6 protein-coding genes are annotated in these 20,432 nt (G+C 71.3%); 5 read left to right on the top strand and 1 reads right to left on the bottom strand.

Annotation, left to right across the window (positions count from 1 at the left end; translation table 11 throughout):
* The first annotated feature begins 156 nt into the window (after positions 1 to 156).
* Together ACZ5GP_RS03775 and ACZ5GP_RS03780 are read left to right on the top strand one after the other, a co-directional pair.
* Positions 157 to 6,990: a polymorphic toxin-type HINT domain-containing protein gene (locus ACZ5GP_RS03775; RefSeq protein WP_468749232.1), complete on the top strand. Its 6,834-nt coding sequence runs from the start codon at positions 157 to 159 to the stop codon at positions 6,988 to 6,990.
* Positions 6,991 to 7,132: 142 nt separating this feature from the next.
* A complete protein-coding gene (locus ACZ5GP_RS03780; protein WP_468749233.1) occupies positions 7,133 to 7,618 on the top strand; it encodes a DUF4265 domain-containing protein in 486 nt (161 codons plus the stop codon).
* 161 nt (positions 7,619 to 7,779) lie between these two features.
* On the opposite strand, the gene ACZ5GP_RS03785 is transcribed toward ACZ5GP_RS03780, so the two are convergent.
* Positions 7,780 to 8,025: a response regulator transcription factor gene (locus ACZ5GP_RS03785; protein WP_468749234.1), complete on the bottom strand. Its 246-nt coding sequence runs from the start codon at positions 8,023 to 8,025 to the stop codon at positions 7,780 to 7,782.
* Between the two features lie 305 nt (positions 8,026 to 8,330).
* On the opposite strand from ACZ5GP_RS03785, the gene ACZ5GP_RS03790 reads away from it, so the two are divergent.
* From ACZ5GP_RS03790 to ACZ5GP_RS03800, 3 genes are read left to right on the top strand one after another with little or no spacing between them, the layout of a single operon-like run.
* Positions 8,331 to 9,596 carry an MFS transporter gene (locus ACZ5GP_RS03790; RefSeq protein WP_468749235.1) on the top strand — a complete coding sequence of 422 codons (1,266 nt, stop codon included), beginning with the start codon at positions 8,331 to 8,333 and terminating at the stop codon, positions 9,594 to 9,596.
* Positions 9,593 to 12,982: a type I polyketide synthase gene (locus tag ACZ5GP_RS03795; RefSeq protein ID WP_468749236.1), complete on the top strand. Its 3,390-nt coding sequence runs from the start codon at positions 9,593 to 9,595 to the stop codon at positions 12,980 to 12,982. Before ACZ5GP_RS03790 ends, ACZ5GP_RS03795 begins: the two co-directional genes overlap by 4 nt.
* Positions 12,979 to 20,394 (top strand): MupA/Atu3671 family FMN-dependent luciferase-like monooxygenase, encoded by a 7,416-nt coding sequence (locus ACZ5GP_RS03800; RefSeq protein WP_468749237.1) that lies wholly within the window; start codon positions 12,979 to 12,981, stop codon positions 20,392 to 20,394. The genes ACZ5GP_RS03795 and ACZ5GP_RS03800 overlap by 4 nt, the downstream gene beginning before the upstream one ends.
* Positions 20,395 to 20,432 lie beyond the last annotated feature (38 nt).

Here is a 20,432-nt window from a genome sequence, read left to right on the forward strand (position 1 = left end):
GCCCCCCGGGGGCGACACGGCGGGGGAGTGCCCCCCGGGGGCCCGCCTCCTCACCCTGTCGCCCCGCCCCTGTTCAGCGCCCTCACCTCGTTCCCCACCCCTCCGCACTGCCCTCTTCCGTCGTCACGACGGTCCAACTCTTTCTTCGGAGCTGCCATGCGCTCGCCTTTCCGGTCACGGTGGCGAATACCGGCCGCCAGGACCACGGCCCTGGGGCTCGGTGTCGCCCTGGCCGTCGGCCTGCTGCCGCAATACGCCCCTGATGCCACCGCCAGAGACGGCGGACTGACCCGTCCCGCCACCCAGAAGAACCTCGACGACCCCGTCGACGGCAAGAACATCAGGGCCAGGACGTACGGCAAGGCGGACCCGGCGGCGCGTGCCGCGGTGAAGTCCGCCGACGCCACCCGCTGGCCCAAGGCCGCCGCCGCCGAGGTCGACCTGCCCGGGAACGAGCGGGGCGCACGCGCCAAGGGGCTGCCCCTCGAGGTGGCCACCACCGGAAAGGCCGGCCCGGCCTCGGTACGCGTGGCGGTCCTGAACCGCGACAAGGCCAGGGCCGCCGGTGTGCGGGCCCCGCTGATGACGGTGGCCCGGACCGACGGGGCCAGGACGTCCGCGCCGGTCGAGGTCGCTCTGGACTACGCCGACTTCGCCGGCGCCTACGGGGGCGGCTATGGATCCCGGCTGCGCCTGGTCCAGTACCCGTCCTGCGTACTGACAACCCCGCACAAGAAGGCCTGCGTCACGCCGCAGCCGCTCAAGGGCGGCAACGACACGGCGAAGCAGACCCTGAGCGCGACCCTTCCGGCCGCGGCCGACAAGGGTGCGGCGGTCACCGTGTTCGCCGCGGTGTCCGGCTCCTCCGGCGACCAGGGCGACTTCGCCGCCACCCCGTTGCAGGCGTCGTCGCAGTGGAGCGTCTCGAACTCCTCGGGCGTCTTCAACTGGTCGTATCCGATCTCGGCCCCACCGGTGCCGGGCACCCTGTCCCCCGCCGTCTCCCTCGGCTACAACTCGCAGTCGATCGACGGGCAGACCGCCACCACCAACAACCAGGGCTCGTGGATCGGCCAGGGCTTCTCCTACGAGCCGGGCTACATCGAACGCCGCTACAAGCCATGTGCCGACGACGGACACAGCGACACCTACGGCGACCAGTGCTGGGGCGGATACAACGCCACGATCTCCCTCGCGGGCGGCGCCTCCGGAGAACTGATCCAGGACGACAAGACCGGCAAGTGGCGCGTCAGCTCCGACGACTTCAGCAAGGTCGAGAGACTCACCGGCACCACGAACGGTGACAACAACGGCGAGCACTGGAAGGTCACCGACGACGACGGCACCCAGTACTTCTTCGGTCTGAACCGGCTGCCGGGATACGCCACCGGCGACGAGTCGACCAACTCCGCGTGGACCGTCCCGGTCTACGGCGACGACTCCGGAGAGCCCTGCTACGACGCGAACTTCGCGGACGCCCACTGCGCACAGGCCTGGCGCTGGAACCTCGACCACGTCATCGACCCGCACGGCAACGCCATGTCGTACTTCTACGGCAAGGAGACCAACTACTACACGCAGGGCCTGAAGACCGGGGAGAACGGCAAGTCCTACACCCGCGGCGGCTACCTCAAGCGAGTCGACTACGGCCAGCGCGCCGACAAGGCGTACGCCACCGAGCCCTCGGCGCGCATCGTGTTCACCACCGGTGAGCGGTGCATCGGGGACCTGACCGACTGCTCCTCCGGCGCGCTGACCGACGCCACGGCCGCCGACTGGCCGGACGTGCCGTGGGACAGCAACTGCAAGGCCGACACGAAGTGCACCGGCCAGAACTCACCGACGTTCTGGACCCGCAAACAGCTGAAGAAGATCACCACCCAGATCCGCACAGGAGCCACCACCTTCGCGGACGTGGACTCCTGGACGCTGAACCACGACTTCACCGACAACGGCGACGGTTCCAAGTCGCTGTGGCTGAAGTCGATCGACCACACGGGCCGGGTGGGCACGGACGAGACCGTTCCCTCGGTGAAGCTGTACGGCAAGCAGCTGGCCAACCGGGTCGACGTGCCCAACGACAACATCCAGCCGTTCATCCGCTTCCGCATGTCGGCGGTGGAGAGCGAATCCGGGGGCGTGCTGTCGGTCAACTACGCCGGCACCCAGTGCACCCCCTCGGACCACCCCACTCCCGGGAAGTCCACCGTCCGCTGCTACCCCGTCAAGTGGAACCCGCCGGGCATCAAGGACCCCGTCACCGAGTGGTTCCACAAATACGTCGTCTCGTCCGTCGTCGAGACCGACCTGGTCGGCAACGGCCCGGACCAGATCACCGCCTACTCCTACCTCGGCGACGCGGGCTGGCGTAAGGCGAAGGCCGACGGTTTCACCAAGTCCGATTACCTGACCTGGAGCGACTGGCGGGGCTACGGCAAGGTCCGGGTCACGACCTCCGACGGCACGGAGAACGCCTCCAACACCAAGTCCGAGCACGTCTTCTTCCAGGGCCTGGACGGGGACAGCGATCCCGACGGCGGTACGAGATCGTCCACGGTGAAGGACTCCACCGGGACCAGCTACACCGACTCCGACTGGAAGTCGGGCTTCGAGCTGGAGACGACGACGTACAACGGCGACAAGGTCGTCTCGAAGTCGATCAACACACCCTGGACCAAGGTCACCGCCACCCGCACCAAGGACTGGGGCACCCGCGAGGCGCGGTTCATCCGTCCCGAGCGCACGGACACCTACGAGGCCCTGGCGTCCGGCGGCTGGCGTCAGACGGCGTCCGTCACCAGCTACGACGACGACACCGGTCGTCTCACCAAGGCCAACGACCTCGGTGTGGTGGGCGTCTCCGACAACCAGTGCAGCCGCACCGAGTACGCCGACAACGTGGACAAGCACATGTACGCCTACGTCTCCCGCGTGGAGACGGTGAGCGTCGACTGCGCCACCACGCCGGACCGCTCCAAGCACGTGCTCGCCGACGACCAGACGCTGTACGACGACACCACCACTCTCGGTGCGGCGCCCAGCCTGGGCAACGCGACCACGGTCAAGCGGATCACCTCGCACAACGGCACCGCCGGCACGTACCAGACGGTCTCCACGACCAAGTACGACCCGTTCGGACGTCCGGTGAAGGTCACCGACGCGGCCGGGACGCCGAAGACCATCGACTACACCGACACGAACGGCCTCGCGACCGCCAAGACCGAGACCAATGTGCTGGGCTGGACCAACAAGACGGAGTACGCCCCGCAGTGGGGGTCGCCGGTCGCACAGATCGACGTGAACGGCAAGCGCACCGAGCTGGCCTACGACGGCCTGGGCCGGCTGACCTCCGTATGGCTCCCCGACCGCCTCAAGGCGGACTCCTTCTCCCCGTCGATCAAGTACTCGTACGGCATCCGCACCACCGGCGCGAACTACATCCGCACCCAGCGGATCGAGAACGGCGGCACCACCTACGGCAGCGAGTACGCGCTGTTCGACGGCATGCTGCGCCCCCGCCAGGTGCAGACGGACGGACAGGACGGCGGCCGCCTCGTCGCGGACACCTATTACGACGGCTCCGGCCGCACGGTGAAGACGAACGAGACGTACTGGACGACCGGCGCGCCCAGTTCCACGCTCTTCGCACCGCGCAACGACGACATCGACGCGCAGACGGTGACGGAGTTCGACGGCAACAGCCGCCCCACGGCGACGATCTTCAAGGTCGCCGGCGCGGAGAAGCACCGCACCACGTACACCTATGGCGGAGACCGGGTCCACGTGGATCCGCCGGCCGGCCAGACCGCGACCACCACCATCACGGACGCCGACGACCGCACGGTCGAGCTGCGCCAGTACAAGGGCGACAAGCCGCTGCCCTCGGGCACATCGGCGGACTACCTCTCCACCACCTACGGCTACACGCCCGACGGGAAGCTGTCGAAGGTGGCGGACAACGACGGCAACACCTGGACGTACGGGTACGACCAGCGTCGCCGCAAGGTCGAGGCCGTCGACCCTGACACCGGACGGTCCACGTTCGGCTACGACGAACTCGACCGCCAGACGTCGGTGACCGACTCCCGCGAGAACACCACCACGACCGTCTATGACCAACTGGGGCGCACCAAGTCGACCTGGCAGGGCGCCGCGGACACGGGTACGAAGCTGTCCGTCTCCACCTACGACACGGTCGCCAAGGGCGCCCTGTACGGCACCTACACCTACAAGGGCGGGGCGGTCCACTCGTCGGTGACCTATCCGGTCCTCGACGAGAAGAACGACTACAAGCCCACCTCGGCGAAGTACTACCTGTCGAAGACGGCCGAGCCCGAGCTGGGCGGCACCTACGAGTTCCAGACCCAGTACAACGGCGACGGAACCGTGGGAGGCCAGAACTTCCCCGCGGCGGGCGGACTCGCGGGCGAAGCCGTCTCGTACCAGTACGACGCGCTGCAGCGCCCGACGGCGCTCAAGACCTCGCTGGGCGGCGGGACGTACGTCCCTCAGGTGAAGTACTCGCCCACGAACCAACTGGAGCAGCTGGAGCTGTCGACCGGTGGGGCGGCGGACAAGAAGACCTGGCTGAACTACTACTACGAGCAGGGCACCAAGCGGGTCAACAGGACGATCGCCAGGGTCGAGGACGCCGCCGCGGAGGCCTATGACGCGAGGTACACCTACGACGCGGGCGGCAACGTCCTGTCCATCGTCGACAACCCGACGGGCGGGGCCCGCGACACCCAGTGCTTCCGCCACGACAGCCTGCGCCGGACGACCGACGACTGGACGTCGTCCCAGGCGCCGGACGGCGCCCTCGGCACCGGCAAGGCGGACGCGGCCTGCGCGGCGGACCCGTCCGCGAGCACGGTGGGCGGCATCGCGCCCTTCTGGCACAGCTACGAGTACGACGCCACGGGCAACCGCACCGCCCAGACCGACCACGGCATCGACGGCACCGCCACAGCGACGAAGAAGTACACGTACGGGGAGAACGGCGAGGGCCCGCACCAGCTCACGTCGGTCACCACGGACACGGCGTCGACCGGCACGAAGCCCGCGGTCACCTCGCTGGACACCTACACCTACGATGCCGCCGGCAACACCGAGACCCGCGTTCTCAACGGCGACAGGCAGAGCCTGACCTGGGACCAGCAGAACAAGCTGACGAAGGTCGCCAACGCGGACGGCAGTTCGTCCTCCTACGTGTACGACGCCGCGGGCAGCCGCGTGCTGCGCAAGTCGCCGACCGAGACGACCTTCTACCTGCCCGGTATGGAGCTGCACCTCGACGCCTCCACCAAGGCGGTCAAGGCGACCCGGTACTACGCGCTCGGCGGTCAGACGGTGGCGGTGCGCGACTCCGACGGTGTCACGTTCCTGGCCGCCGACCACCACGGCACCGCCCAGATCGCGGTCGACGCGAAGACGGGCACGACACAGCGGCGCCGTCTCGACCCCTTCGGGGCGGGCCGTGACGCCGACTCGGGGGATCCCTCCAAGTGGGTGGACGACAAGGGCTTCGTCGGCGGTACGAACGACGACACCTCGGGCCTGGTCACCCTGGGCGCACGTGAATACGACGCATCGACCGGCCGGTTCATCTCGGCCGACCCCGTCATCGACTACACCGACCCCCAACAGATCAACGGCTACGCCTACAGCTACAACAACCCGGTCAGCTTCTCGGACCCCGACGGCCTGAAGCCCGACGACTGCATGTACGCGGGCGTGCAGTGCAGCATGAAGAGCAACGGTGGCTGGAAGGTCAAGGCCACCAAGACCTATTACAAGTACTACGGCGTCAAGGCTCCCGATGAGTCACCGGCCGTCTTCAGGGCCCGCCAGCAGCGGGCGAAGGCGGACGCCGCGAAGCAGCGGACGATCGCCATCGCCAAGGAACTCGGCAAGATCCTGGCGGACGAGCTCGGCATCACCGACGCGCTGGACTGCTTCACCACGGGCGCGCTCGGCGCGTGCGGTGCCACGGCGGCCAACATCGTCACGTCCCTCATCGGCGGTGGCCCCGCCGCGAAGCTGGTCGCCAAGTACTGGAACCGGCTGGACAAGGCGTACGCGCTCGGCAAACGGATCGTGAACCTCAGCAAACAGCTGTGGGGAACGTTCAAGGACTGGCGCAAGAGCAACAAGGCGGCGCAGGCCGCGGAGGCGTGCAACAGCTTCACGCCCAGGACCAGGGTTCTGATGGCCAAGGGCAAGACCAAGGCCATCGAGGACGTCGACATCGGCGACAAGGTCCTGGCGACCGACCCCAGGACCGGTAAGACCAAGGTCGAGACGGTCACGGCGGAGATCAAGGGCAAGGGCCTCAAGCACCTCGTCCGCATCACGATCGACGTGGACGGCAAGAAGGGCACCAAGACCGCCTCGATCACGGCCACGGACGGGCACCCGTTCTGGGTCCCGGAGCTGGGCGAATGGATCGACGCGACGGCTCTGAAGGCCGGCGAGACGCTGCGCACCAGCGCGGACACGCGCGTCCAGGTGACGGAGCTCAAGCGCTGGACGACCCTCAGTGGCACAGTCCATAACCTCACGGTTGGGGAGTTTCACACCTATTATGTCCTGGCGGGCAAGATGCCTGTCCTGGTCCACAACAGCAATTCTCCAATCGCGTGTGGTCAGAATGGTGAACCGATTTACGATATTCCCTCTGGTTCAAGTGGTGGAGCTGGGGCCGGAAAGAGAATACCGGCGAGTCTGCTTAAGGATTACGATGTCGGCAAGAATGCGAATCCTGGGACGATCGCTCCACTGTGTTCCTATTGCCGTACGAATAAAGCCACATCGATCGATCATGTTGAGCCCAGGATAGGTGGAGGTGACCTGACCGATGCAAACACCACGCCGGCTTGTGGGTTCTGTAATAGCTCGAAGAGAGATCGCGTCGCTCCATTGAACCCTCCGCCCAACTACACAGGTTCTTGGCCGCCGCCGTGGTGGCCTTCGAGAATGACCCCACCATAGGACGCTGAATCTAGGTGGCTCGCGGCGGTCGCATTGAATGAACTGTCGCGGGCCACTCCTCTGGCGGGGCGGGGCTTGCGCGGCCACTTAGACTAAGCAGGACTGCGGTCACCATCGTCCCGAATCCGACCTGGAGCGTCACATGAAATTCATCGTCCATGAGAACCCGGCGCGTCGGTGTGACAGTGACTACATCGCAAGGGCCGACCTTGCGCCATTCGGTCTGGAAGGGGAGGTGGAACAGCTCTGGCTCAAGCGGCTGGAGGGTGGTGCGTTTGAACTGTGCTGCATCCCTTTCCGGGTTTATGGAATTTCTTTGGGTGATGTTGTCTCTCTCTCGCCGGATGGGGCCTCGGTTGCCCGACTGATCCAGGCGTCGGGGCGGAAGGTTTTGAGGGCCTTTTTGCTGGTGACCCCGGACGTCCGAAGTGTGGCGCGAGAGATCGAAATGGAGATCTCCCGCCTCGGCCTACTGAGGGAATGGAGTGGCGACAGGCACGTAGCGGTCGACATTCCCATGGGGTTCGACGTCGCCGGCTTGATTTCCCTCCTTGAACGAGAAGAAGCCGCATCCCGGGCTGTTTGGGAGTGGGCTGATGCCATCTCGTTCACATCCGATCAGGCGTGAATTTGAGGCACGCCTCACTCGACGGGCGGCTCGCACCGGAGAGTGGGCCGCGTAGCCGCCGATCCTCGGTGAAAGTCGCGTACATGGCAACGTAGACCGAGGTCATTTGCGTCAATGCGCCCGAAATCGAGTAGACGGGGGCGGGCCCGCCAAGCCCCCCTTCAGGATGTCGAGCGCGCCCCCGTCTGCGTCGCGTTCTCCGTCATGCTCAAGCGGATCAGATGCGCCACCGTCGGCGCCGTCCGCTTGGTGCGGATGCGGCGCAAGTACGTGCTGACCGTGTGCACGCTGATGCCCAGGCGCCTGGCGACCTGCTTGTGGGAGAGGCCCTCCGCTATGTGCGCCAGCACCTGACGCTCCCTGTGGGACAGCGCCGGTGCGCTCTGCGGGCGGGTGGTTGCTGGCATCTTCCCTCCCGGAGGGACGGGCGACTTCTGCGGGGCTGCGGCCGCTTCTGCCGCTACGGGGCGCGGCCGCTTCTGCACGGCTGTGACCGCCACTTGATCTAACCACGGTCGTGCGGAAACAGAAAGGAATCCCCCGCCCGCGCCGGACGCCTCACCGAGGCTCGCGGTACCGAGCGCCTCAGGACCTGTCAAGTCACCAACTCGGGTGACTTTAGGCGTGCTTCGGGGCGGGTGAGTGTGAAGCCGCAGCACGAGGCGGCGCAGAAGCACCACAGGGCCAGTACAGAGGCGGACCAGGGGGAACGTTGAGGCACTTTCGCCTGCTCGTCGTGGGGAACGGCGTCTCGGCGTACGGCAGTTACCTGAACATGGTCGCCCTGAACGTCTTCATCTACGAGGTGACCGACAGCGCTCTGGCCGCCGGGCTCTTCATGGCCGTGCGCCTGATGACCAGCGTCGTATCCGGCTTTGTGAGCGGACGGCTGGTCTCGGCGTACGACCGCAAGAGGTTGATGGTCGGCGCCGATCTCACGCAGTGCCTGGCCATGGTAGCGCTGCTGATCGCTCCTGAGGCAGGGCGGGCGGGGCTTTTGTACGTCCTCGCCGTCGTCACCGGGTTCTGCTCCACCCTCTCGGGCGTCGCCCTGCGCAGCAGCATCCCGGAGATCGTCGGCGGTGAGCTGCGCGTACGCGCCAACTCCCTGCTCGCCACCGGGCGTTCCCTCGCCATGATCGCCGGGTTCGCCTCCGCCGGACTCATCGTCGCCCAGCTCGGCTATACCGCCGCCATCTCCCTCGACGCCGCCTCCTTCGCCGTCTCGGCCTGCGTACTCCTCGCCCTGCCGATCCGTACCAAGGCGGCCCGGGCCTCGGAGAGCGGGGAGGACAAAGCCGGACGTGAGCAGCCGCGGCGGGCCGGCTCCCTGGTGCTGCTGCGCGCCGCGCCCGTCCTCGCCGTGATGATCGCCGTCCGGGCCGCCGACGGCCTCGGCTCCTCGTCCCACAACGTCGCCCTGCCCGTCTACTCCAGCGCCCTCGACCCGTCCCACCCCGCCACGTTCGTCAGCCAGTTCTGGGCCACCTGGGCCATCGGCAACATCGTCATGCAGCAGCTCTGCGGGCGCCTGTGGACGGGACGCGACGGGCGGCAGGGGCCGGGCGAGCGGGCCTTCGCCATCGGGGCCTGCGTGATGTCGGCCGCGTTCATCGTCGTCTTCGCCGGGCTGCCCACCGTCGTCGCCGTCGCCGCCGCCCTGGTCGCCGGCATGGCCGACGGGCTCACCGAGATCGCCTACGTCAGCCGGCTCCAGGCGGCCCCCGACGAGCAGCGCGGCCGGCTCTTCGGCCTTTCCGCCTCCGTCGAGAACACCGGCTTCGGGCTCGGCATGCTCGTCAGCGGCGCGCTCCTGGACCACTTCCGCCCGCTCCAGGTCGTGGGTCTGCTGCACGGCCTCGCGATCGCGCTGTGCCTCGCGATGTTCGTCGTCCTCGTGCGGTACGGCCGCGAGCGTGCCACCGCGCCCGCCCCGTCGCCGCGCGATGTGCCCTCCGTCGAGAGTGAGGCCCGATGAGTGCCGCCACCGCCCGCGATGCCGTGGCCGTCGTCGGGATGTCCTTCCGGCTGCCCGGCGCGGACACCCCGGAGGAGTACTGGCGCACCATCCACGACGGCGTCGACCGCGTGCGCCGCTTCACCGAGGCCGAGCTGGCCGCCGCCGGGGTGAGCGAGGAGCAGTACCGCGCCGACGACTTCGTCGGGGCGAGCGGCGCCCTGGAGGGCATTGCGGGCTTCGACCCGGGCTTCTTCGGGATGAGCGCCAACGAAGCCCGCATCACCGACCCGCAGCAGCGACTGTTCCTGGAGTGCGTGCACCACGCCCTGGAGGACGCCGGATACGCGGGCGGGCAAGGCGCCGGCGGCAGCGACATCGGCGTCTACGCCAGCACCGGTTACCACCTCTACTCCCTCCAGACCTACCTCCAGAACAACGTCCTGCCGGCCGGTGTGGCCGACTGGGTCGCCGGACTCCAGGTCACCGTCGGCAACTTCACCGACTTCACCGCCAACCGCGTCTCCCACCGCCTCGGCCTGACCGGCCCCGCCCTCAACATCCAGACCGCGTGCTCCAGTTCGCTGGTCGCCGTGACCACCGCCGCGCAGGCCGTCGCCCACGGCGAGTGCGACCTCGCGGTGGCGGGCGCCACCGCGATCCACGTGCCGCAGGTCCTCGGCTACCAGTACGTCAAGGGGTCCATCCTCTCCAAGAGCGGCCGGCTGCGGCCCTTCGACGCCGACGCGGACGGCACCGTCGGCGGCACGGGTGTCGCGGCCCTCGTCCTCAAGCGGCTCGACCGGGCCCTCGCGGACGGCGACCACGTCCACGGCGTCATCCGGGGCTGGGGCGTCAACAACGACGGCGCCGACAAGCGGGCGTTCAGCGCCCCCAGCGCCGACGGCCAGCGGGGCGCCATCCGGCGCGCCCTGGACCGGGCGGGTGTCGACGCGGGCAGCATCGGCTACCTGGAGACCCACGGCACCGGCACGTTCAAGGGCGACCCGATCGAGTTCGAGGGCGCCACCGCCGCGTTCCGCGCCGACACCGACCGCACCGGTTACTGCGCGCTCGGCTCCGTCAAGGCCAACATCGGCCACCTCGACGTCTGTTCGGGCCTGGCGAGCCTCATCAAGGCGCTGCTCGTGCTGCGGCACGGCGTCATCCCGCCGATGGCCAACTTCCGCCGCCCCAACCCGGCCCTGGACCTCGCTGCCAGCCCGTTCTACCTTCCCGAATCCGCCCGCCCCTGGCCGAGGGGCGAGGAGCCGCGCAGGGCCGGCGTCAGCTCCTTCGGCGTCGGCGGCACCAACGCCCACGTCGTCCTCGAAGAGGCCCCCGAGCCCGCGCCGCGCCCCGCCGACGCCCCGCCGCCCCCCGGCATCCTCGTCGTCGCGGGCCACACCGAGGCCGCCCTCGCCGACAACGTGTCCGCCCTCCGCGACCACCTGCGCGCCCACCCCGGCACGGACCCCGCAGACCTCGTCACGACGCTGGCGCTCGGCCGCGCCCACCGCAGACACCGCCTCGCGCTGCGGGGCGACACCGTCGCCGCCTTCACCGCCGGCCTCGACACCTGGCTCGCGGACCCGACACGGGACGCGCCAGGGGCGGACGGAGCCGGTACCGGCGGGGCCGACACCGGGTTCCTCTTCACGGGGCAGGGCAGCCTGCACCGGGGCGCGGCCCGCGACCTGTACGAGCGTTTTCCCGTCGTACGCGAGGTCCTGGACGCCTGCGAGCGGCAGTACGCGGCGCTCACCGGCGGTGACAGCCTTCTCGCCCCGCTGCTCGCGGCGGAGGGGGAAGACGGGGCCGAGCCGCTGTGGCCCACCGACGTGGCGCAGCCCGCGCTCTACGCCCTCCAGTGCGCGCTCGTACGCCTGTGGGGCGCGTCCGGGATCACGCCGAGCGTGGTCGCCGGGCACAGCGTGGGGGAGTACGCGGCGCTGTACGCGGCCGGCGCCCTCTCCGTCGAGGACGGGCTGCGCCTGACCGCGGGGCGCGGTGGGCTGATGCACCGCCTGTGCGCACCCGGCGCGATGGTCGCGGTACCCCTCGCCGAGGACGCGGCACGGGAGCTGGCCGCCGAGGTGCCCGGCGTGGAACTCGCCGTCGGCAACGGCGCGCACAGCCAGGTCCTCGCGGGCCCGGCCGCCGCCGTGGAGCGCCTCACCGCCCTGCTCGCCGGGCGGGGCATCCCGGCGCGCGAGCTGCCGGTGCGGCACGCGTTCCACACCGCGCTGATGGACCCCGTGCTGGAGGGGCTGCGCGAGCTGTGTGCCGGGGTGGAGTTCCGCCCGTGCGCGGTGCCGTTCGTGAGCAGCCTCGACGGGCGCACCCGGGCGCCCGGCTGGCTCCCGGACGCCGACTACCTCGTACGACAGGCGCGCGAGCCGGTGCGCTTCGCCGACGCGCTGCGCGAAGTCGGCGCCGCGCACCCCGGCGTCGGCACGCTGCTGGAGGCCGGCCCGCACGGCACGCTCAGCGGGCTCGCGCGGCGCGAACTGCCGGACCGGGCGGCGTATCCGACGCTGCGGCGCGGCGCCGGGCTCGCACCGCTCTGGGACGCGGCGGCGGGCCTGTACCGGCGCGGGGCGCCGGTCGACTGGCGGGTTTTCATGGGCGGGGCGGGCCGCAGGATCCCCCTGCCCGGCTACCGATTCCAGCACAAGGACTACTGGACAGGGCCGGAGAACCACCTTCCCCGGCCCGCACAACCGGCAAGGGATGGGGCCGAAGTGGCACAGGACGAGGCAGCGGTCGAGCGTGTGCTCCAGCACATCATCAAGGTCACCGCGAAACACCTCAGCTACGACACCAGCGAGATAGCGGAGGACGCCTCCTTCTTCGACCTCGGTGCCGACTCGCTGCAGATGATCGGTGTGCTGCGGGAGTTGGAGGAGGAGCACCGGGTCAAGGTCTCGATGCGGGAGCTGTTCGAGGAGGCCGGCACGTCCAAGGGCCTCGCTCTGATCATCGTGCGGAAGATGGGGGGCGGGGCGTCGTCCGCCCCGAGCGCGCCGTCGGCCCCGGAGGTGACGCCCGCCCCGGAGGTGATACCGGCCCCGAGCGCGCCACCGGCCCCGCCCGCCCCCGCTCCGTACACCCCCGCCTCACCGGCACCCACGCCCGCCGCGTACGCCCCCGTGCCGCCCGCGCCCGCCGCGTACGTGCCTGCTCCGCCCGCGCCCACCGCATACGCCCCCGCGCCGACCGCGTCCACCGCGTACCCGCCCGAGCCGGTCCCGGCGGTCGCCCCCGCCCCCGGCGCCGAGTACGCCACCCGCCGCGAGGTGGAGGACCTCGTACGCCAGGTCCACCAGCTCTCGCAGATGCAGCTCCAGCTGATGGGGCAGCTCTCCCAGTTGCTGGCCGCCCAGACCGCCCAGGCGAACCGATGAGCGCGGGCCAGGGCTCCGTCTCCGCGGCTGTCGACCAGGACCTCGCCGCGATGGCCGAGCTGTCGCGGCGCATCACCGAGCAGCTGGGAGCCGGGAGTGCCGCCGAGGCGGAACGCCCCGCCCAGCACGGTCCCCGCCTGGAGGTGTCCCGCGCCTCCGGCATGGTCCGCGGCGGCTCCCCCGCGTCGCAGCGCGCCCACTTGGACGACCTGGTGCGGCGCTACACCGCCAAGACGCCCACCTCCAAGCGCATCGCCCAGCGCTACCGCAGGGTGCTCGCCGACAGCCGGGCCGCGGTCGGCTTCCGCAGCAGTACGAAGGAGATGCTGTACCCCATCGCGGGCCGGCGGGCGCACGGCTCCCGGCTGGAGGACATCGACGGCAACCACTACGTCGACATCACCATGGGCTTCGGCGTGCTGCTCTTCGGCCACGAGCCCGCCTTCGTCTCCGAGGCGGTCCGCGAGCACCTCTCGCGCGGCATCCAGCTCGGCCCCCGCAACGTCGAGACCGGCGAGGCGGCCGAGCTGCTCGCCGAGCTGACCGGCATGGAGCGCGTCGCCTTCGCCAACTCCGGCACGGAGGCGAACTCCGCCGCCATCCGCCTCGCCCGCGCCGCGACCGGCCGCTCCAAGATCATCACCTTCGAGGGCGCCTACCACGGCCACAACGACAACGTCCTCGGCCGCTCCCCGCACACCGGCGGCGAGGGCCTGACCACCGTCCCGATGTCCGCGGGCATCCCGCAGAACGCCGTCGCCGACCTGCTCGTGCTGCCCTACGGCAGCGAGGAGAGCCTCGCCGTCATCGAACGGCAGGCGGGCGAGATCGCGGCGGTCGTCGTCGAGCCGGTGCAGAGCCGCCACCCCTCGCTGCGGCCCGCCGCCTTCGTGCGCCGGCTGCGGGAGCTGACCGCGCGCCACGGCATCGTGCTGCTCTTCGACGAGATGCTGACCGGCTTCCGCCCCGCGCCGCGCGGCGCGCAGGAGCTGTACGGCGTCACCCCCGACCTCGCCACCTACGGCAAACTGCTCGGCGGCGGCTTCCCCATCGGCGCCATCGCGGGGCGGGCCGACATCATGGACGGCATCGACGGCGGGTACTGGAGCTACGGTGACGACAGCTACCCCGCGGCCGACACGACGTTCTTCGGCGGTACGTACATCCAGCACCCCGTGTCGATGGTCGCCACGCGTGCCGTGCTGGCCCACCTGAAGGAGCACAGTCCGCGGCTCCAGGAGCGGCTGAACGCCCGCACCGACCACCTGGCCGACTCGCTCAACGCCTTCTTCGAGGCGGAGGAGTTCGCGCTGAGCCTGAGCCATTTCGGCTCCATGTTCCGGTTCGAGCACCGGGCGGACATGGAGCTGCTCTACCACCACCTCATGCTGCGCGGCGTCCACGTGTGGGAGTGGCGCAACTTCTTCCTCTCGACCGAACACAGCGACGACGACGTCGAGTTCATCGTGGACGCGGTCAAGGGCTCCCTGCGGGAACTGCGGGACGCGGGCTTCTTCCGTACGAAGGCGCGGGTGACGCCGGCCGCCACGATCCCGGAGCGGAAGCGGCCGGCGGAAGCGGCGCCCCGGACGGAGACAGCACCCGCGCCCCGGACGGAGACAGCACCCGCGCCTCGGGCGGCGACAGCACCCGCGCCTCGGGCGGCGACGGCGACGGCCCCCGGCCCCCGGTCCGAGGCGGCGTCCAGGCCGCAGGCCATGGCCTGGAACGGCGCCGCGGCCGCCGCCGTGCCCCGGGCCGAGGCGAAGGAACGTACGCCCGCCCGCCCGCTCGACTTCGGCGTCTACTTCTTCGGCGACTACCCGCAGGACGAGAACAGCCCCCGCCACGGCAAGTACGACCACCTCCTGGAGACCGCCCGCTTCGCCGACCGCAACGGCTTCCACTCCCTGTGGATCCCCGAACGGCACTTCCACTCCTTCGGCGGCCTCTTCCCCAACCCCGCGGTGCTCGCCGCCGCCCTCGCCCGCGAGACCGACCGCGTCCGCATCAACGCCGGCTCCGTCGTCCTGCCGATCCACGACCCGATCCGCGTGGCCGAGGAGTGGTCGATGGTCGACAACCTCTCCGGGGGCCGGATCGGCATCGGCTGTGCCAGCGGCTGGCACGCCAACGACTTCGTCTTCTTCCCCGAGCGCTTCGGCACCCACAAGGAGAAGATGTACGAACAGGTGGCCCAGGTGCGTCAGTTGTGGCGCGGCGACACGGTGCGCCGTACCACCGGCGACGGGGAGGGCGACCTGCGCCTGTTCCCGCGCCCCGTCCAGGACGCCCCGCCCATGTACACGGCCGTCGTCGGCAACCCCGCCTCGTACGTATTGGCCGCCCGCCATGACCTCGGCATCGTCACCAACCTCATGACGCAGGGCATCGACCGGCTCCGCGAGAACGTCGCCCTCTACCGCCGTACGCGCGCCGAACACGGCCTGGACCCCGACGCGGGGCGCGTCGCCGTACTCCTGCACACCTACCTCGCCGAGGACCACGCGGCGGCCCGCGCCGAGGCCCGCGAACCGCTGTCGCGGTACATGCGGGCGTCGCTCTCGCTGTTCGGCGGGGTCGCCAACAGCCTGGGCCACCAGGTCGACATGTCGGCGATGTCGGAGGACGACCTGGACGTCCTGTTCCGCCGCGCCTACGACCGCTACTGCGACCAGCGCGCCCTCATCGGCAGTCCCGAGAGCGTGCGGCCCGTCGTGGACGAGGTGCGTGCCGCGGGCGCCGACGAGGTCGTCGCCCTGGTCGACTTCGGCGTGCGGCCCACCTCCCTGCGGGCCGGCCTGGTCCACCTCGACGCCCTGCGCCGCTCCTGCGCCACGACCACCCCCGTATCGGTGGCGACCGCCCCCGTGCCGGTGTCCGACCCCGGGGCGCCCTTGTCCCCCGGCCAGCAGCGGATCTGGTTCCTGGAGCGCATGCTCCCCGGCCGCACCGCGTACAACGAGGTCAAGGCCATCGAGCTGGCGGGCCCGCTGGACGCGGGCGCGCTGCGGTCGGCCCTGCGCGCCCTGGTCGCCCGGCACGAGCAGCTTCGTACGGTCTTCCGCGAAGTGGCCGGGGAGGCACGGCAGTTCGCGCAGGCACCCGGCGAGGTGGACTTCGCCGTCGTCGACGGCACGGCGGGCGGCGGTGACGCGGTCGCCGGCACCCTCAAGGCGGAGAGCGAGCGCCGCTTCGACCTGGCGAGCGGGCCCCTGTTCGTCACCCGCCTGGTCCGGCTGGGCGCCGAGCGGCACGTCCTCGTGCTGTCCCTGCACCACATCGTGATGGACGCGGCGTCGGCCGCCGTCCTCGCCCGCGACGTGTCCGCCCTCTACCGCGCGGAACTCGCGGGTGCCCCGGCGGCCGAGCTGCCCGCCCTCCCGCACCCCTACGCCGAGCACGCCCGCCGGCAGCTCGACTCCCTCGGCGGTCCGAAGGCGGCGGAGGACCTCGCGTACTGGAAGAAGGCGCTCGACGGCGACCTGCCGGTCCTGGCCCTGCCCACCGACCGGCCGAGGCCGCGCGTGATGACATCGAACGGCCGCGCCCTGTTCCGGACGCTCGACACCGGACTCTCCGACGCCGTACGGAAGTTCAGCCGTGAGCGGCGCAGCACCCTCTTCATGACGCTGCTCGCCGGGTACGCGGCCGCGCTGGGCCGGGTGACCGGGCAGGACGACCTCGTCATCGGCACCCCCATGTCCGACCGCACCCCCGAGTACGAGGACGTCGTCGGCTTCTTCGTGAACACCCTGGCGCTGCGCGTGGACCTCTCGGGCGACCCGGACTTCGGCACGCTCCTGGACCGGGTGCGGGCGGTGGCCCTGGACGCCTACGACCACGCCGAGGTGCCCTTCGAGGCGGTCGTCCGGGAGCTGACCCCCGCGCGGGCGCTGGACAGGACCCCCGTCTTCCAGACGCTCGCCGAGTTCGAGACCGGCGACCCGTTCCACTTCGACCTGCCCGGGGTGCGGGCCACCCCGCTCGACTCGGGGCCCGACAAGGCGCTGACCGACCTCAGCGTCTACTTCACCGACCAGCCCGACGGCATCCGCTGTCACCTGGAGTACAACACCGACCTGTTCGACGAAGCGACCGTCGACGCCCTCTTCGGGACGTTCCGTGCCGTCCTCGCCGACGCGGTGGGCGCCCGCACCGGCGCCGTGCCCGACGCGTGGCGGCACGGGCCCGTCCGCGGGCGGACCCGCAGCACCGTGCACGCCCTGACGTCGCGGTGGGCCGAGGCGGCCCCCGGCCGCACGGCGGTGATCAGCGGCGACCAGACGCTGACCTACCGCGAGTTGGACGAGCGGGCCGGCCGGGTCGCGGCCGTCCTGCGCGGGGCGGGCGGCACCGGGGCGCCGGTCGCGCTGTGGCTGTCCCGCGGCGCGGACCTGATCGTCGCCATGCTCGCCGCCCTCAAGTCCGGCCACGGCTATGTGCCGTTGGACCCCGGCCAGGGCAGGGCCCGGGCCGAGACGATCCTCGGCGAGAGCGGCGCGCGCGTCCTCGTCGTGAGCGGCGGGGGGCGTACGGACGAGCGGCCGACACCGCCGCACGGGACCACCGTGGTGGACATCGACGCCCTGCCGTCGGTCTCCGCGCCGACCGGCGCCACCCCGTCGGACGCCGAGCCGGGCCCCGACTCGCTCTGCCTCGCCATCTACACCTCGGGGAGCACCGGCACCCCCAAGGGGGTCGCCGTCCCGCACCGCGCCGTCGTGGACCTGTGCCAGTGGCACCACGAGCGCTTCGGTTTCACGGCCGACGACCGCAGCGCGGCCGTCTGCGGTCAGAGCTTCGACGCCGCCGTACTGGAGATCTGGGCCGCGCTGACCGCGGGCGCCACGGTCGTCGTCGCCGACGACACGGTCCGCAAGGACCCCGCCGCCCTCGCCCGCTGGTACACCGACCACGACATCACCTTCTCCATCCTGCCGACCGCGCTCGGCGAGGCCGTCCTCGCGCTGCCGGACGACCGCCAGCCCCCGCTGCGGCACCTGCTGATCGGTGGCGACGTACTGCGCACCCGGCCGCGCCCCGGCGCTCCGTACGAGACGGTGAACGTCTACGGCCCCACCGAGGTGACCGTGCTCTGCACGAGCCAGACGGTGGAGCCCACCGGCGCCCCGGGCGCCTCGCCCGTCGGTGCGGTCGACGCCCCGATCCCGATCGGCCGTCCCGTGGACAACGTCATGCTGCGCGTAGTGGACGCGCACGGCCGCGAGGTGCCCGCCGGGGAGGTGGGGGAGCTGTACGTCGGCGGACCCGGGGTGGCCACCGGCTACCTGGGCCGGCCCGAGCTGACGGCGGAGCGCTTCGTCCGCGACCCATTGGGCGCCACCGCGCCGATGTACCGCACGGGCGACCTCGTACGGTGGGACGCGACCGGGGCCCTGGAGTTCCGGGGCCGGTCCGACGACCAGGTGAAGATACGGGGGTTCCGCGTCGAGCCCGAAGAGGTCACGCGGGCCCTCGACGCCTCGCCCGAGGTCGCCGAGGCGGTCGTCCTGGCCCACCGCGACCGGCGGGGCGACGCCCGCCTCGCCGCCTATGTCGTCCCCGCGACGCCCCCGGTGGGGACGGCACCGTCTCAGGAGGTCGCCGACCGTCTGGCGCGGGAACTGGCCGCGCGGCTGCCCGACCACCTCGTGCCGCGCGCGTGGGCCGTCCTGCCCGCGCTCCCGCTGTCCGGCAACGGCAAGCTGGACCGCGCCGCGCTGCCCGAGCCCGCCCTGACCGCCTCGCCCACCGGCCCCGCCGCCCCGCCCACCCCCGCGCGCACCGCCCGGCGGGACGTCTGGGCACGCCTGCGGGAGCTGTGGGCCGAGGAGTTCGGGACCGACGCGGGGGCCATCGGCCCCGACGCCTCGTTCTTCGAGCTGGGCGGCCACTCCATCACGGCCATCCGCCTGGTCAACGCCGTGCGCGAGGAGTTCGGCGTGGAGTACCCCGTCGCCCGCTTCTACGAGGAGCCGTCGCTGCGGGCCATGGCGGCGTACCTCACCGGCGAGACGGGCGAGACCGAGCCGGGGGCGGCAGGCAAGGCAGGCGGGCCCGGGGAGTTGCACGGAGTCGTCGAGGACCCGGACGACGTGGTCGCCACCGCCCCCGTCACCGCCCAGCAAAGCGCCTTCATCACCCGGCACCTGACCCACCCCCGCCCGCAGATCTACAACGTGGCGATGCGCCTCACCCTCACCGGCGAGCTGGACGTCCCGGCGCTGCGGAGCGCCCTGACCCGACTCGTCGCCCGGCACGAGGGGTTGCGCACCCGGCTCGTGGAGGACGAGGGCACGGGGGAGTGGCGGCAGGAGGTGCTGCGCCCCCGCCCGGTCGAGCTGCCGGAGGACGACCTGGTCGCCCGGCTCGGCTCGGCGCGGGACGCGGCGGCGGAGGCGGAGCGCCTGGCCGCCGACACGGCCGCGGTGCCGTTCGACATACGCGCCGAACTCGCGCCGGTGTTCCGGCTCGCCCGCGTCGGCCGCGACCGCTGGACGCTGCTCTTCGTCCTGCACCACGCGACCTGCGACGGCTGGTCGGTCAGCGTCCTGCTGCGCGAACTGGCCGCGCTGTACCGGGCGGAGGTCACCGGTGAGCCGCTCGGCCTCCTTGAGAGCGTGCCGCAGCCCGGTGCATACGCGCGCTGGCAGCGCGAGCAGGGCCTGACGCGGGACAAGGGCCGCCTGGTCGACTACTGGGCCCGGCAGTTGAAGGGCGCCCCCTTCGCCCTGCCGCTGTCCCTGGACCGGCCCCGGCCCGCGGAGCTGAGCGGCGCCGGCGACGTGGTGCTGTTCACCGTGGACCGGGAGACCCGGGCGGGCGTGGAAGCGCTGGCGCGTCGGCACCGCACGACGCCCTTCGTGGTGACGGCGGCGGCCCTGGCCCGCCTGGTCGAGCAGGTGGCGGGCGAGCCGGACGTCGTCCTCGGCATCTCCCACGCCAACCGCGAGCGGCGGGAGTTCGAGGCCCTCGCCGCCTGCACGGTGTCGTCCTTCACGCTGCGGATCCGGGGTCACGAGGCCGCGACGTTCGGCGCGCTGGTGGACCAGGTGGCGCGCGGCGTGGTCGGGGCCCTCGACCACGCGGCGCCGATCCGGACGCTGGCGGCGGACCTCGGGGAGGCGCTGGGCACCGAGGTCCCCGAGCGGCTGTCGCTCGGCTTCCAGTACCAGAGTTCGCTGGAGACGGACATCGAACTGCCGGGCCTGACCACCGCGGTGGAGGACCTCGCGGTGCCGGGCGCGCGCTCGGAGTTCAACTTCGGCCTGATCCCCACGGGCGACGTCCTCTCCGGCTATCTGGAGTTCTCGACCGACCTGTGGGACCGCGCCACGGTCGAGGCGTGGACCACCGCGTACGTCGAGCTGCTGGCCCGGAGCGTCGCCGAGACGGAAGGCGGGAGCTGAGCGGGCCCACGGCGGGGCGCGGCCCCGATGGGGTCGCG

The organism is Streptomyces sp. NPDC031466 (genome assembly GCF_055581265.1).